Origin of the sequence: Pseudomonas sp. Sample_21, from assembly GCF_004307525.1 — a bacterium.
In the GTDB taxonomy this organism is placed as follows: Bacteria; Pseudomonadota; Gammaproteobacteria; order Pseudomonadales; family Pseudomonadaceae; genus Aquipseudomonas; species Aquipseudomonas atacamensis.
Map to the genome: position 1 here is coordinate 63,178 of NZ_RCNZ01000127.1, position 16,019 is coordinate 79,196.

The 16,019-nt window shown below is 59.6% G+C and carries 10 protein-coding genes; 2 read left to right on the forward strand and 8 right to left on the reverse strand.

Features of this window, described 5'->3' with window-relative positions:
• Positions 1-116: 116 nt before the first annotated feature.
• The gene (locus D8U71_RS24985) at positions 117-1,136 is read right to left on the reverse strand and encodes a Glu/Leu/Phe/Val dehydrogenase dimerization domain-containing protein (protein ID WP_130888940.1); all 1,020 of its coding nucleotides are present in this window, start codon (positions 1,134-1,136) and stop codon (positions 117-119) included.
• 184 nt (positions 1,137-1,320) lie between these two features.
• On the opposite strand from D8U71_RS24985, the gene D8U71_RS24990 reads away from it, so the two are divergent.
• A complete protein-coding gene (locus tag D8U71_RS24990) occupies positions 1,321-2,124 on the forward strand; it encodes a transglutaminase family protein (protein ID WP_024011653.1) in 804 nt (267 codons plus the stop codon).
• Positions 2,125-2,264: 140 nt separating this feature from the next.
• Here the strand turns inward: D8U71_RS24990 and maiA are convergent, their stop codons facing one another.
• Genes maiA through hmgA form a run of 3 tightly spaced genes read right to left on the reverse strand, consistent with a single transcriptional unit; the run spans position 2,265 to position 5,525 of the window.
• Entirely contained in the window at positions 2,265-2,900 is a 636-nt protein-coding gene (gene maiA, locus D8U71_RS24995; protein ID WP_130888941.1) for a maleylacetoacetate isomerase, read from the reverse strand.
• A gap of 12 nt (positions 2,901-2,912) precedes the next feature.
• Positions 2,913-4,217 (reverse strand): fumarylacetoacetase, encoded by a 1,305-nt coding sequence (gene fahA / locus D8U71_RS25000; RefSeq protein WP_130888942.1) that lies wholly within the window; start codon positions 4,215-4,217, stop codon positions 2,913-2,915.
• 3 nt (positions 4,218-4,220) lie between these two features.
• Complete coding sequence (gene hmgA, locus D8U71_RS25005) at positions 4,221-5,525, reverse strand: homogentisate 1,2-dioxygenase (protein ID WP_122750886.1); 1,305 nt, start codon at positions 5,523-5,525, stop codon at positions 4,221-4,223.
• 163 nt (positions 5,526-5,688) lie between these two features.
• Between hmgA and D8U71_RS25010 the strand changes: the two genes are divergently transcribed.
• The gene (locus D8U71_RS25010) at positions 5,689-6,468 is read left to right on the forward strand and encodes an IclR family transcriptional regulator (RefSeq protein ID WP_024011648.1); all 780 of its coding nucleotides are present in this window, start codon (positions 5,689-5,691) and stop codon (positions 6,466-6,468) included.
• A gap of 27 nt (positions 6,469-6,495) precedes the next feature.
• On the opposite strand, the gene D8U71_RS25015 is transcribed toward D8U71_RS25010, so the two are convergent.
• From D8U71_RS25015 to D8U71_RS25030, 4 genes are all read right to left on the reverse strand, one after another.
• A complete protein-coding gene (locus tag D8U71_RS25015) occupies positions 6,496-9,960 on the reverse strand; it encodes a DUF6543 domain-containing protein (protein WP_130888943.1) in 3,465 nt (1,154 codons plus the stop codon).
• Between the two features lie 151 nt (positions 9,961-10,111).
• Positions 10,112-12,667, reverse strand: a complete 2,556-nt coding sequence (locus D8U71_RS25020; RefSeq protein WP_130888944.1) for a LuxR C-terminal-related transcriptional regulator — start codon at positions 12,665-12,667, stop codon at positions 10,112-10,114.
• 138 nt (positions 12,668-12,805) lie between these two features.
• Complete coding sequence (locus D8U71_RS25025) at positions 12,806-14,173, reverse strand: DUF1329 domain-containing protein (RefSeq protein ID WP_039759308.1); 1,368 nt, start codon at positions 14,171-14,173, stop codon at positions 12,806-12,808.
• A 23-nt stretch (positions 14,174-14,196) separates the two neighbouring features.
• Complete coding sequence (locus tag D8U71_RS25030; protein ID WP_038860649.1) at positions 14,197-15,990, reverse strand: DUF1302 domain-containing protein; 1,794 nt, start codon at positions 15,988-15,990, stop codon at positions 14,197-14,199.
• Positions 15,991-16,019 lie beyond the last annotated feature (29 nt).

Here is a 16,019-nt window from a genome sequence, read left to right on the forward strand (position 1 = left end):
CGCCAAAGCAGCGAAAGCGCCGAAGTAATCAGAAAGATCGTCCGATCGCGGCCCGAGCCTTCGGCAGCTACTGCATTTCGAGTGCAGGAGCTGCCGAAGGCTGCGATCTTTTGCTTTCAGCGATACAAAACCTTTTCCGCCAACTCATCCGCCACCCGCGCCGGCGAACGTTTTTCCGCCTGAGCATGGGCGAAGACTTCGGTCAGCCGCGAACTGATTTTCGACAGATGCGCCGTAATCGTCGGCAACTCCTCGCCACGATGTTTAAGCGAAACGTAAATAAGCCCGCCGGCATTGATCACATAGTCCGGCGCATAAAGAATCCCGCGCCGTTCCAGTTGATCCGCCACATCCAGATGGGAAAGTTGATTGTTCGCCGAACCGGCCACAGCAGAACAGCGCAGTTGCGACACAGAGTGACTGTTGAGCACACCGCCCAACCCACAAGGCGCAAGAATGTCGCAAGGCGTGCTGAGCAATGCGTCGTTGGCGATCGGGTGAGCATTGAGCTGCTCCATCGCCAGTTGCACCTTGCCGTGGTCGATGTCACTGACCAGCAACTCGGCGCCGGCAGCGTGCAGTTGCTCGGCCAGTGCATAACCGACATTGCCAAGCCCCTGAATCGCGATGCGCAGGCCTTCGAGGTTGTCGCTGCCCAGACGCGCCATCGCCGTGGCGCGAATGCCGGTGAACACGCCCATGGCCGCGTGCGGTGCCGGATCGCCTGCCGAGGTGGTGCTGGTGACATGCCGGGTCTGCTGGGCAATGCAGTCCATGTCCGCCACTGAAGTGCCGCTGTCGATGGCGGTGATGTAGTGACCGTCGAGCTGCTCGATGCAACGGCCGAAAGCCTCGAATAATGCGGCGCGATTCTCGACATGGGCCGGGCGCACGATCACCGCCACCCCGCCGCCCTGCGCAAGACCGGCCAGCGCCGCTTTGTAGCTCATGTTTTGCGCCAGGCGAATGGCGTCCTCGACCGCAGATTCGTCGTTGGGATAGGCAAGGTAACGGCAGCCGCCCAGGGCTGGCCCCAGGCGACTGTCATGAATGGCAATGACCGCCTTCAACCCGGTGACCGGGTCCACGCTCAAGTGCAGCGATTCCAGGCGAGTGCTTTGCATGAGAGCGAACATCGACAGGCTCCCGAATCACTTCTTGTAGAACGCCAGTATAGGCTTGCCCCCGAAAATTGCTGGCGCGCACCGGCATGAGCCGCCGAGCGGACAATGTTGCGCCGCTATAACTCGCGCTCAACGCGCCCGGCACTGGACGAACAACACGGACGGGGCTAAAACGAGGCATTGGAGGGAGATTCAGATGAGTGCGCGCCAACGCTTTTTCGAATGCCTGCATCGTTCACCGCCGGCCCTGCTGGAAGCTGCGCTGTGGATAAGTGCCGAGCACGACAAAACCCTCGAGCCCGAGGCATGGTTGCGCACCTTCAAGGATCTGCAACTACGCGTCAGCTATGGGCTGCCGATGCTGCCGGTCAGCGAACTGGCGCAACCGCTGTTGCGGCGCATGGTCGATCTCGGTTTCGCACAGGATGATTTCCTGCCGCTGCGCCCGCAGGCGGCGCTGCTGCATCGTGTGTTGCACACCCAGCGCGGTCAGCCGTTGGCATTGGCGTTGATCGCACTGGAACTGGCGCATGGCCTCGAGATTCCTTTGGTCGGGGTCAACTTCCCCGGGCATTTCCTGTTGCGGGTACCCGGCGCCGACCACTTGCTCGACCCTTGCGGCGGGCGACGCTTGTATCCCAACGACTGTCGCGAACTGTTGCAACGCCAATACGGGCCGAACATGCAGCTCAGCGCCGAGCATCTACTGACGGCCACGCCAGTGCAGATGCTGCAGCGTCTGTCACGCAATCTGCGCCAATTGCATCTGACCCACGACGATCACATCGCCGCGCTGATCGACGCAGAACGAGTGCTCGAACTGGGTGATGCGAAGGCCTCTGATTACATGGCCCGGGCCAGTCTGTATCAACGGCTGGATTGCCCGAACGCTGAACGCTTCGATCTGGAGCATGCGTTATTGCTCAGCGAAGACCCGATCCAGCGCCTGCGCCTGACCGAACGCCTCGGCCATCTGCCGCCCAACTCCGTCGTGCATTGACCGCTTTTTGCAGGTTTGCCCCCATCCTTGAGGCCCACACAAACCTGTGTGGGAGCGAGCCTGCTCGCGAAAGCGGTGTGTCAGCTGAATGAAAGGCCACTGACACGCCGTCTTCGCGAGCAGGCTCGCTCCCACAGGAATTACGGGGTGTCTGGTTGATTGGCAGGATGCGCCTTGATAAACGCCGGATGTTCAGCCGCCAACGCAGCCACACGGCAAATCTTCGGATACGCCTCCAGGCTGACGTTGAACCGCTCTGCCGCATACAACTGCGGAATCAAATACACATCCGCCACACACGGCCATTCGCCAAAACAGAAACCGCTGTCGCCGATCAACTGCTCCACCGTTGCCAGCCCTTGGCTGATCCAATGGCTGATCCACTCCACCACCTGCGTTTCATCCTGCCCGGACTGGCGCAGGCGATTGAGCACGCTGACGTTGTGCAGCGGGTGCACATCGCAGCCGATCACCGCCGCGACACCGCGCACCTGCGCGCGCGTCAGCAGATCATCCGGCAGCAACGGCACCTGTGGATAACGCTCTTCCAGATACTCGATGATCGCCGGCGATTGAATCAGCAGCGCACCGTCATCGGTGCGCAAGGTTGGCACCCGGCCCTGGGGATTGAGCGCCAGATACGCCGGCTGCCGATGTTCACCACCCGACGGTGCGATCAGGTTGACCGGCAGCGCCTGGTAATCGAGGCCCTTCAACGCCAGTGCGATTCGCACCCGGTACGATGAAGTGGAACGGTAATAGCCATAGAGATCCATAAGCCGCTCCTGTCAGCGTGCAGCGATCACGGTGCCGCGACATTCGCCGAAGCCGATCGAGGCAAAACCTTCGCGGGCACAGCGAGCGCGCAGGATGATTTCGTCACCGTCCTCAAGGAACTTGCGCACTTCGCCGGAAGCCAGTTCGATCGGTTTCTTACCGCCCTCAGTGATCTCCAGCAAGCTCCCAAACTGGCCGTTTTCCGGGCCGGACAAAGTGCCCGAACCAAACAGGTCACCGGCCTGCAACTGGCAGCCGTTGACGCTGTGGTGCGCGACCATTTGCGCGACGGTCCAGTACATGTAGCGGGTGTTGCTCAGGGTCAGGCGATGAGCCGGCAGGTTCTGCTCGCGCATGGCTTCGGTGCGCAGCAGCACTTCCAGTTCGATGTCAAAGGCGCCGCCGTCCTGATCACGCTTGTCGAGCAGATACGGCAGCGGCTGCGGATCACCTTCAGGGCGCGCCGGCTGTGCCATGCGGAATGGTTCCAGTGCTTCGGCCGTCACCACCCAGGGCGAAACACTGGTGATGAAGCTTTTCGACAGAAATGGGCCGAGTGGCTGGTATTCCCAAGCCTGGATATCCCGCGCCGACCAGTCGTTGAGCAGGCAGAAACCGGCGATGTGCTCGGCAGCGTCACCGATGGCAATCGGCTCGCCCATCTCATTGCCCTGGCCGATCCAGATGCCCAGCTCCAGTTCGTAATCCAGACGTGCGCATGGGCCGAATACCGGTTCGGTCTGCCCGGCCGGCAGCGTCTGGCCCTTCGGCCGGCGCACGTCGGTGCCGGACGCTCGCACCGTGGAAGCGCGACCGTGGTAACCGATCGGCACGTGCTTGTAGTTCGGCAACAGCGGGTTATCCGGACGGAACAGTTTGCCGACGTTCTGCGCGTGCTCGATGCCGACGTAGAAGTCGGTGTAATCGCTGATTCGCGCCGGCAGGTGCATCTGGCAATCGGCAGCCAGTGGCAAGACTTTCGCGCCTTGCGCTTCGATGCTGCCACGCAGCGTGCTGCCTTCACTGAACAGTTCGATCAGGCGTTCGCGCAGGGCCACCCGCGCCTCACGGCCAAGTTCGAAGAACGCGTTCAACTGCCCGCCATGCATGGCTTCCACCGCACTGCGTGCGACGCCGTCGAACAGCCCGGCCTCTAGCGCGACTTGCAAATCGAAGATGTGCTCGCCGATCGCCACGCCCGCGCGCGGACTGCAATCGTTGAGACTGAACACGCCCAGCGGCAGATTCTGCAACGGAAAATCGCTGTGACCGTTGGCCGAAGCGACCCAACTGCGGGTGATGGAATTCTGTGTCATGGGTTATCTCCGGGTCGGGTCGAACGTGGCGGGCAGCGAGGCCCAGCAAGCGTCATAACTGGATTGCAATTGAGGGCAGTCGAGGGCGAAACGGCTTGGGCGCAGCACCTGGCTGGTCTCGAACATGAAGGCCATGGTGTTATCGATTTTTGCAGGTGCAAGCTCGGCGTTGATCGCCCTGGTGCAGGTCTCGCCGTCGGGGCCGTGGGCGCTCATGCAGCTGTGCAACGAAGCGCCGCCGGGCACGAAGCCTTCAGCCTTGGCGTCGTATTCGCCCTGGATCAGGCCCATGAATTCGTTCATCAGGTTGCGGTGGAACCACGGTGGCCGGAAGGTGTTTTCGGCGACCATCCAGCGCGGCGGGAAGATCACGAAATCGAGGTTGGCCAGACCGTGCACGCTGGTCGGCGAGGTCAGTACGGTGAAGATCGAAGGATCCGGATGATCGAAACTCACCGTGCCAATGGTGTTGAAACGGCGCAGGTCGTATTTGTACGGCACGTTGTTACCGTGCCAGGCGACCACATTGAGCGGCGAATGATTGAGTTCGGTGGCCCACAACTGGCCAAGGAATTTCTGCACCAGAGTGGTCGGTTGCTGCAGGTTTTCGTAGGCGGCGACCGGGGTAAGGAAATCCCGTGGATTGGCCAGACCGTTGCTGCCGATCGGCCCCAGATCCGGCAGGCGCAGCGGCGCGCCATGGTTCTCGGCGAGGTAACCGCGTGCCTGTGGATCGAGCAGCTCGACGCGAAACTTCAGGCCACGCGGCAGCACGACGATTTCCAGCGGCGCCACTTCGAGTACGCCCAGTTCGGTGGCGATACGCAGGCGACCGAGTTGCGGCACCAGCAGCATTTCACCGTCAGCGTTGAAGAATACCCGCTCCATCGAACGGTTGGCGGTGTAGTTATAAATGCTGATGCCGGACGGTTTCTCGGCGCCGGCGTTGGCCGCCATGCTGACCAGGCCATCGATGAAATCCGTCGGTTCGGTAGGCAGCTCCAGTGGATTCCAGCGCAGGCGATTGGGCGTCACTTCACCCAACGGTCCGCCGGCCAGTTGCCGTTCCAGTTTGACGAACGCCGGGTGGTTGGCCGATGGCTGAATCCGGTACATCCAGGTGCGGCGCGCTTCGCTGCGCGGCATGGTGAACGCGGTGCCGGAGAACAATTCGGTATACAGGCCATACGGGGCTTTTTGCGGGGAATTCTGGCCAACGGGCAGCGCGCCGGGCAACGCTTCGGTGCTGAATTCGTTGCCGAAGCCGGACTGGTAAACCAGGTCCTGCGCGGTTGAATCGAGGTTCATGGAGCCTCCTGAACAGGGAGTCGGCAATGGCCCATCGCTCTGGCTCAGAGGTCTCGGCACGCCGGGGTTGTTATTATCGTAATCTGATTACGCATAACGTAATTTGCTCGCTATCCAGCGTCAAGCTATAAAGACGCCCATTCGAACCGGAACCGCCAGCCCCATGGAAAAAACCAGCGACAGCAACGGCAAACAGAAAGTCCGCTCCGCCGAGGTCGGCACCGACATCCTCAAGGCTTTGGCCGAGTTGTCACCGTCGACTTCGCTGTCGCGTCTGGCCGAACACGTGCAGATGCCGGCGAGCAAGGTGCATCGCTATCTGCAGGCGTTGATTGCTTCAGGATTTGCCGAACAGAACGCCGCCACCAACCATTACGGCCTCGGTCGCGAAGCGTTGCGGGTGGGCCTGGCCGCACTCAACAGCATGGACGTGCTGAAAGTCGCCGCCCTGCCGCTGTCCGAGTTGCGCGACGAACTCAACGAAACCTGCTTTCTCGCGGTGTGGGGCAATCAGGGTGCAACCGTGGTGCATATCGAACCGGCGGTGCGCGCGGTGACAGTGGTGACGCAATTGGGTTCGGTGCTGCCGCTGCTCAGTTCGTCCACCGGGCTGGTGTTCAGCGCTTACCTGCCACACCGGGAAACCGATGAATTGCGCGAACAGGAAATCGCTGTCGCGGAGCATCCGCTCAAGGATGAAACAGCCTATGCAGCGCTGTGTGAACAGATCCGCGAACGCGGTCTGCATCACGTGCATGGTTTGTTGATGCCGGGTGTGGATGCGCTTTCTGCGCCAGTGTTCAACGCGGTCGGCCAGATCGCTGCGGTGCTGACCATCGTCGGCCCGACCTCGCTGTTCCACGCCGACGAAAACGGCCCGGCGGCGCAGCGGTTGTTGGCTGCGACGCGGGCCGTGAGTTGGCGCATGGGTTACGAAAGTTAAGTAATGCTTATGTGCGCTCGAAACGACTCAACGCACCGTGGTCTTGCTCAATGCGCTGTCACCCTCTTGCATCAGTGACTTGAAGAAACCGATCAGCTCATCGGCGGGGTCTTCATGGCCGGTGTAATACGTGACGAGTTCCGCGACCGTGCGGGCGTCTTCAAACAGACTTAGAAATGAGCGTTGCGCACGGGTAAGTTCTTTAACCGGCGCCCCCGCCGCTGCAGCCTGACCCAATGTCAGCAGTCCGCTCAATACATCCTGCACATGCCCCAGCGCGGCGGAATAATCACCCCGTCGGTGCGACTGCGACGCGTCGTAGATGCTTTTCATCACCTGCACAGCCACCACCACAGTGCCTACGGGTGGCACCACCAGGCTGACGATGTTTGCGGCCTTCAACAGGTTTTCATAAACCAGGGCGGCAATTATTTCATTGAGACTGGTGGTCCGTTCGTCGATGTCACTCAATACACGGCGCACTCGCTCGTCGTGGAAAGTGAACAGATCGGGCAGTAACGAACGCTGCTGCGTGCGAATGACCGGTCGGGTATCAACCGTTGCGACCAGATTATCGAAGTAATCATTGATCACTTTCTGGTCAACCAGCAGTATCCGCTCGCTGTAGTAGGTCCTGAACGGGCCTTTGCGAAAACGAATCGAAGGAATGAAATCAGCGATCGGCCGGAAGCTGACTTGATCCGGCGCGTCAGGCGTATAGAGCAAGTCGAAGAAACCTGACGATAACTTCAGTCGAAAAATATAAACGCCGCCAACTGTACGGTCACCGGCAGCCGTCAGACCCAGCGTGCCGATGTTGAATTTATACAGCCCGATGTCGCCTTCGGAGACGCTATTGACGATTGATGGATAGCCGCCACCTTCTTTCAGATTGTCGATAATCCGTTGGACAGCAGAGAAAGATTCAGTGGTTAATCTGCCGTTGGTATAGTCGGCAAATGCATTGCGGTACATCTCACAGCGGATTTTCCGGGCGTGTACAGCGCGTTTGAATGAGTAATCAGGATGCGCCTTGTTCTGATATTGCTCTTTCAGCATCGCGGTATATCTGTCGCCGGGTCGGAATGTTTTCGACAGCGAGGAAAGGTCGCGGATATCCAGTTTTTCAACGATGGGATGGCCGTTGACCAAATAGTATTTCGGGCTGAATTTCGTTTCGTAGGCTGGATGCGCCGCTTCAAAAGCGAGTCCTTCAAGCAAAACGTCGGTAACGCTCTTACGAAAGTCTTCGGTTTGCACAATGATCTGGTCGGGATTGACCGAAACGTAACTGCCACGCGAACGCAAAATGTCTTCGATCTGAGCTTTCACCGAGTCGTAAGTGAATTGCTCGAATGTCGGAAAACCATTGTCTCGCGCCTCAACCATGGACAGTGCCTTGAATTCGGTGCACAGACGCGAATAGCGCTTGCGGCCCTCGAAGCCAAGCGCGCGATAACCGGCCGGTGCAATGGCTTTGTGCAGGGCAACTTCGGCTCGGTAGGCGACATTCGCGTAGTCCGCCAACGGTGCTTTGGCGTTCAGATAAAAATCGACCGGCCGGCTATCAATCGTGTAGCGATAGCTCAGTTGAGTGCCAGCGCTGCCAAGCAACTCACCCGCCTCTTGCAGGTAGTCGGGATGGATCATCAATGCGGCGTATTCACGATCCGCCGACAATGCCGACTCCAGCCAGCGGTTCGCGGCGTAGATATCGGGAAATTTCTGCAGTTCGAATTGTCCTCCAGCTGTTTTGACCAGCATCAGCGACGGCACGTATTCTTTGGCCGAAATCATCAGAACGTCTTTCAGCGCTGGCGCTTGCAGTCTGATTTTCAACCCCTGAATAGTCACCGCAGGATCATTGGCCATGGCCCGCGCGATGATATTGGCATCAGTGGAATCCAGTTTCCCGGAGTGACGAGCAACAAAAGCCGCGAACTCCATCTGACTGCAGAGATAGTTGCGATAAGCCTCCTGGTAAGCCACCGAGGGCGAGTATGCAAGACTGCCGGTAAATTCCAGTCGCAGGTTACGATTTTCCAGCCACTGTTCAAGCGCTACTGCCGTCAGCCGACTTCCGGCAGGAGCGCCGATGATAGTCAGAGCCGCTTTATAACCAGTGTCGTGCAGCCCGAAAACAATAAACTCCGTCAGCGTCCGGGTTTCTTCCTGTTCGATAGTACGCCCGGCAATTTGCAGACTGTACGAGCTATGGACACTTATCGATTCCGGATCCAGTTGTTCACCAAGTACCCTGTCCGCCCATTCGGCGAATGTGCGCACTACATAATCCTTGAATGAAAAACAGGCATCGAAGGTGTTTGAGTAGACAGCCTGGTATTGATCCCGCGACTCTTCAAGCTCGCTATAGCGCTGTTGCATATCGCTACCCGCGGCATGCAGCCATAGCGGCCAGTCGGTGCGTTTCAATGCAGCCCAAAGCAGATAGAAGCGGGTTTCGATGCCGTAACGCAGCACATGCAGGCCTTGATTGTCCTGCAGCATGGAAGTCAGCGGTTTTGCCAGTTGTTCCTGGCCGCCGATCAAGAGCGAAACACTTTCAAGCTGACCTTTGAGGTGAGCCTCGGCACAAAACGCATGAGGACTTTGCGCAGCTTTCAGATACCTGATCTGTTCTCCACCCAGGGACAGTCGCTGCTGAAGTTTGCTATGCAGATCGATATTTTTTTCAAAAAATTCAAAGCCGTTCTCCGGCGTATGCAGGAGATAAGAGGTTGACTCATTCACCAGCGGCATTTCTGCATCCGCACGCTCGGCGTTGTCCAGAACGAAACAAGGCTGAAGCGACAGCAGGTAATCCCGTTCAGGTTGCAGCCTGACTTCAAACGCTGCGCGACCGCCATCTGCGTCGAGCAGATGAGCGAATCGCTCGCCCAACCAGGCGTCAAAATTGTTGGCCATGACCGACAGCGAAAGCTCTGCACTGGTGACCACGGCGCAGGCTTCGATGAAAGCCTGCTTATTGGACAACGGTGCCGTGTCCGGTCGCATGGACCTGACTGGCGCCGCCCAGAACTTTGCGATCTCGGTTTGCAATGTCTTTTGCAACCCGGTGGTCACCGCAGCAATCAGATCCTCGACAATAAGGACATTGAGAGCATTGACCTTGAACTGCTCATTCCGGGTGTCCGGCAGAGAATAAACCCCATCACCGCCCATTATGTAAGCGGGGCTGACATTATTATCAAGACAATGAACAGTCACTTCCCAAAGAGTGCCAGAAGGACGACTTCCATTATCGGGAAAAGCCGAGTCCGTATTGATGTAAACATTGTCGATATCGATTATCTTGCCCAAACGCTTCAATTCACTGTCAAGCATGCTGCGAAGAATATCCAGCACGCTCGGCATGGCGTCGACGATCTTGAAAAGATCTTCTTTTGCCTGGATTGCCTTTTCCCACTCTTCAGGCCAGGTAACTTGCTCACCCAAAGAACCACGCATCAGACTTTTATATAACTTGACCACATCTTTTCCTTACTTGACTATCCAGAGCTGCGAACACAGCCACTGTAGATAGTTGCAAGGTAGTTTCTTTTTCAGGCAACTTGAAGGGAGAACAATTTACAAAACATGCCAACAAACACATGCAATCTTTTGTACTGCAAAACATCACAACCTAAATCAGTATCCCCATCAACTTTGCTTTTGCCACCGCTTGAGTTCTGCGCTCCACACCCAACTTTCCGTTAATACGCCGCGCATGGGTTTTTACTGTATGCAATGAAATAAACAGTTGTTCGGCAACCTGCTGATTCGAAGCACCCTGAGCAATCAATGCCAGCACTTCGCGCTCGCGTCGACTGAGGCCTGGGGCATGATCAGCGTTATCGCTCAGCCAGACAGGAATCTGCTTGCCAGACGCCGTGCCGGCGCTGCCTCGGCGTAATTCCCACTCGCGCATGGCTTGCTGCAACCGGCAGCGCTCCGCCAGCATTGCGGCTCGCTGGAAAGCTTGCTGCGCCGCCACCGTGTCACCGTGCAATTCGGCCAACTGGGCGAAGGCCAGCAGCAACTCCGTTTCCGCCGCCAACATGCCTTTGGCCTGAGCGCGTTTCAGCAATCGTTCAATGGTGGGCAGAGCGGTTTCGTCAGGGATCGATTGCGCATTCGCGCAGGCCAGCAGGTATTCGATGCGAATAATCAGTTCGAACGTCGCGGGTGGCGCCTGCAACGCAGAAGGTCCCCGGTAATGCCGTAACAGTCGGCTCAACGCTTCTTGGACAAGATGCGGTCGGCCCTGCTGCAACCAGAACTGGCTGCTGACCTGCAACACAACACCGCGATAGACCGTATCGGGAATCTGCCGCTGCTGCATGACCCTTTCGGCCTCGCGCAGGCGTTCGAAAGCGCAGGCATAATCGCCGCGATTGCCGGCCAGTTGCGCCTGCCCCAGATAGCCATACAAGACTCGTTTGTCTGCACTGCGCAGGCAATCTTCAAGGCCTTGGCTGAACAGCTGCGCAGCCTGCTCTTCAAGGCCCATGCACAGCGCCAGTCGTCCGCGTCGCAGGGCGATACGGCCGAGCAGCGGCGTGGGCACCATGCTGCGTTGACGCAGCAAGTGCTCGATCTCCACCAGCAGGCTTTCCGCACGCAAAGGCGCGCCTCGCTGCTCGAGCCATTGCGCATGGTCAAGCTCAAGCAAGCCTTCGAACAGCAACGAGCCGTGAGCCCGCGCCAGGCACAGCGCCTCGCGGTTGAGGGCATGGGCCTGATCGAGCTCACCGCACAGCAACGCCTGCTGGGTCAGTCCCGACAAGCACATCACACGGGCCTGCCAGGCATCGTCAGCCAGTGCGGACAACGCCTCCTGAAAGCAGGCGCGTGCCGGCTCCATTTGCCCTTGCAGGTGAAACAGCCATCCCTGTTGCGCCTGCCAGCGGGCCAGCAGTTGCTGCTCCAGCTGCGCTGTCGGTTGTGGCATGAAGCGGCCGAGATGAGCCAGGCATTGCCCGGCCTGTTCGAACCGGCCGGCAAACAATAAGGCGCCCGTGACCAGCACGATCAGCTGGGGTGTCATCAGGGTCAGCTGCTGGCTTTGCTGCTCGTGCAAACGCAACAGCAGGACGACCGTCTGGTCTTCGAACAAGTCTTCGAAGCTGAAATGCTGCAACAGGCTGACGGCAGTTTCGTATTCCTCGGCCAACAACGCTTGTTCGAACGCCGCTCGCCAATCCTGCGTCGCGCTGAACCACTGACAGGCGCGCCGGTGCCAGGAACGCGCGCACGGCCAATGTGACTCCTGGATGATTCGCGACAGCGGGCGGAACACCTGGAGCCAGTCAGCGGACGCTTGCCAAGGCTCGATGAAGCAGCCCAGCACTTGCAGATCACGCAGCAACTGAGCGCCTTCGCCAGGGCCGAACAAATGCTCGCATAACGGCGCGTTGAACCGTGGCAGATGAGCCAGCACACGCCATGCCTCGTCCTGCTCCGGGGTCAGGTTGCTGAAGAGTTCGTGCTGCAGATAATCGAGCAGAGTGTCGACACGCTGCTGCGGCTGCAGGTTTTGCGACCAGTCGCACTTTTGCAGGAGCGCCATGCGCGCCCCCGCGCACCAGCCGCCGGTACGCTGGATGATACGGGCAGCGACACGCTCCGCCTGGTCTGGCGGCAAATGGTGCAACACCGATACCACTTCATCGTCAGTCAGCGCCAGGCTGGCGCTTTCGAATTCGTAGAGTTCGTCATCGAGCAACAGCCGCGGCCAGTTGCACTGCGGCCGGCGCCGAGTGCTGACCCACCAGGTGAGCGCCGGGCTGCTGACCGCCAGCAAGCGATCCAGCAGCGCATCCACAGCCGGATCCGGCAGACGACTGTAATCGTCGACAAACAGCGAAGTCGGCCTCGACCAATGGGCCAGTTCCGCCATCAGTTGCGTATCGTCAAGGCCTTCGACCAGCCCGAGCGCCCGCGTCAGACGCAGGCAGAATTCTTCGCTGCTGAGCGCCGCTCCCGCCAGCGGCAGCCAGATGGCCTCGCACTCTGCACGCACCTGAAGAAGACATTCGGTGAGCAGTGCGGTTTTGCCACTGCCCGCGGGCGCGCACAACAGCTTCACCCGCGCGCTGGATGCCAGCAAAGGTGCGCTCAAACGGCTGCGAGGTTGATGATGCGAAGAAAGCCTGGGCAAAAATCCGGGTCGATCCAGGCACGGGGTCATGGCGGTCATCGGGTGAGCCTTCTTATCGTTGTGCGCTCACCCTAGCCCTCTCCCGCGCCCTTGTTGACGAGTATTCAGCACGCTGATTGATGGCCATAAAAAAGGCGACCGTGCGGTCGCCTTTTGCCCAGCGGTGCAGCAGACCCGTTACCGTACGCCCTCGGCGCGCAGAGCCGAAGGTGTGTAATCGGCAGCCTTGGCTTCAAAGCCGAATTCGAAGCTGTGCTTCTCTTCGTTCTTCATGCCCAACGCAATGTAGCGGCCGGCGATGATGTCGTAGAGCGCTTCCAGGGTGTAAGCCTGGGCCTGATGATCGTAGTAGTACTGCGCGTGACCTTCGGCGACGCGCCACAGTTGCCCGCGACCGTCGTAGTGATCGGCCAGTGCCACTTGCCAGCTGTCCTCGTCGATGTACATGTGGCGCTTGGCGTAGATGTGCCGCTCGTTCGGTTTCACCGTGCCGATCACTTCCCAGACGCGGTGCAGTTCGTAACGGGTCAGGTCCTGATTGATGTGCCCGGCCTTGACGATGTCGTCGTACTTGAGCTTCGGCGAGTCGAGCTTGTAGCTGTTGTAGGGAATGTACATTTCCTTCTTGCCGACCAATTTCCAGTCATAGCGATCCGGCGCGCCGGAGAACATGTCGAAGTTGTCGGAAGTCCTCAGGCCATCGGCCGCTGTACCCGGACCGTCATAGGCCACTTGCGGCGCCCGACGTACGCGGCGTTGACCGGCGTTATAGATCCACGCCAGACGCGGTTCCTTCACCTGATCGAGGGTTTCGTGCACCAGCAGCACGTTACCGGCCAGCCGCGCCGGGGCGGTCACCGATTGCTTGAAGAAGGTCAGCACGTTGGCGGCTTTTTCCGGGTCGATGTCTTTCATCAGTTGCGGCACGGCGATCTCTTCTTCGAAGCGGATCGGCGTGTAGCTGCCGTTGGTCTGCGGCGTGACCTGGGTAATGATCCGCCGCAGATTGCCACCGTGATAACGGGTGATGTGGTTCCACAGCACCTCGACGCCGTTCTTCGGAATCGGGAAGGCGTAGTAGCGATTGCCGGTGAAATTGGCCAGGCCGTTGCCGTCGTTGATCGCGTTGACGTTGAGCGCGCTGCGCTTGGCCGACTCATAGATTTCCGCTGGCGCCCCCACGGTGCGGTGGGTCGGGTAGACCGGGATCTTGTAGGTTTCCGGATAGCGTTTGAACATCGCCACCTGGCCATCGGAGAGCTTGCTTTTGTACTGCTCGACGTTCGCGGCGGTGATGGTGAACAACGGTTTTTCGTTGGCAAACGGGTCGGCGAGGAAGCCCTTGCTGTCCACCGCACCGGCGTTTTTCGGGATGCCGCCGGTCCAGGCCGGGATCGAACCGTCCGCATTGCCGGCCTTCTCGGCGCCGAGCGGGGTCAGGCTGGTGCCGAGTTTGTTCGCCTCATCCGGCGACACCGCCGCCATCACGTTGGCCGCCAGCAGACTCAAGGCCAGCACGCCACATTGCAGAATCGTTTTGCGCATTGCAGTCATCCTTCTCGGGCAGATCAGAAGTTCACGCCGAAGCTCAGGGCCACGAAGTCGCGGTCTTCGAGGACGTTGTAGTCGCCACCGAAAAAGTCGGTGTAACTCAGGCTTGCGGTGTAGGTGTTGCGGTAGTCGGCATCGACGCCGAAGCTGATGGCTTTCGCACCTTCGTTGAACAGACCGTTGGGGCCGTAACCGGCGACGTCATGGGACCACGACAGGTTGGGCTTGAGGTTGATCCCGCCGATGACGTTGGCGTAATCGAGAATCGCCCGGGCGCGATAGCCCCACGAAGTCGAGGTGACGAAGCCGTCGGTATCGCCGCCGAAACCATACTGGCCGTACACCGAATCACGGCCGTAACGCAGCTCACTGCGGGACTCCAGACCACCGACATGCACCACCGCCGCTTCACCGACTACGGTCAGGCGTTCGGCGCCGAGCACCTGATCGAAGAAGTGCGTGAGGGTGCTCTGGATTTGCGTGACTTCCTTGCGCCGGTAGCCTTTGTTGTCGGCACCCGGCGAAGTAGCGAGTGGCGATGCGGTGCCGCCGGCAATCGGGTTGACCAGCGCCAGGGTCAGGTCGTTGGTGTTGACCTGCACCGGCGCGTTCGGCCGGTAGCTGACCTCGCCGGTCCACGCGGTGCCGGTGGGCAGAGTGGTGGAGAAACTCGCGCCGTACAGGCGAATGTCTTCCGGGTATTCGAGGTAGTACTGACCGCGCCCGAGCATCACGCTTTGCGCCAGCCCCGCACCGCTGCCAGGCGCAAGGCCGTTGGCAATGCCGACCATGCCTGGCAATGCCGCCAGTGTCGACAGCCCCGCCGTGGTGGTGCCGACCGTCGGCGTACGGCTGTGGTAGTTCATGAAGTAGAGGCCGTACTCGGTGTCTTCGCCGAGCCAGCGCAGCGCCGTGCCCCACTGCCCCGAATCGCGCGCATCGCGATCACCGCCACGGGGGATCACCACGCCCTCGCGGGTGACCTGGATGCCTTGGCCGAACGCAGTGGTCAGCGGCACCAGTGGCGCCACCGCTGGGCTGCCGACGGTGTAGCCGTTGTTGCAACCGTCCGCCGCGACGTCGACGCCAAAGAAGGTGCCGCAGTTGTCGAGAACGGTCTGGTCCCACTCCAGCTGGTAGAAGCCTTCGACCGAAAGTTTGTCGGTCAGGCTCTGCGAACCGAACAGCATGTTCACCGGAATCAGGCCTTCCTTGATCTCGGCACCGGGACGGCGGAATGCCGAGACGTCGACCGGGTTGATGCTGTTGATCGAGTTGCCGATGAAGGTACTTTCGCCCCAGCTCACCACCTGCTTGCCGGCCCGCACGGTGCCCGGCAGATCGGCGATGGCATAGTTGTGATAGACGAAGGCATCGAGGATCTGCGCGCCGGAAGACTTGGCGCCTTCCTTGCGGCCGCTGTCGCTGATCTGTTTGAACTCGCGGTCTTCGTCCTTGAGTTCGAAGTCGTACCAGTATTTGCCCCGCACGAACACGCCGGTATCGCCGTACTTCAGTTCGAGGTCGTGGATACCCTTGAAGATTTTCGAGAAGGTTTCGCCCTTCTTGAAATTCAGCCGCCCGTCATCACCGGTGGACGATTGTCCGCTGCCGCCATTGACCGTGCCGACCAGCGAACTGTCGGCATCGCGCAGGCCCCAGCTCGCGCCGACCGAGAGTGACGAGTCGAAGGTGCCTTCGATTTCGCCGATGTTGAAGGCGACCGCGTGCGCCTGGGCGCCGCAACCCAGAGCCACCGCAGCGGCCAGCGCCTGCGGTGTGAAGATGGCGCGCATTGTTGTTTTTGTCATGCGTCTTCCCCGGTGAGTGACAGAAGGCC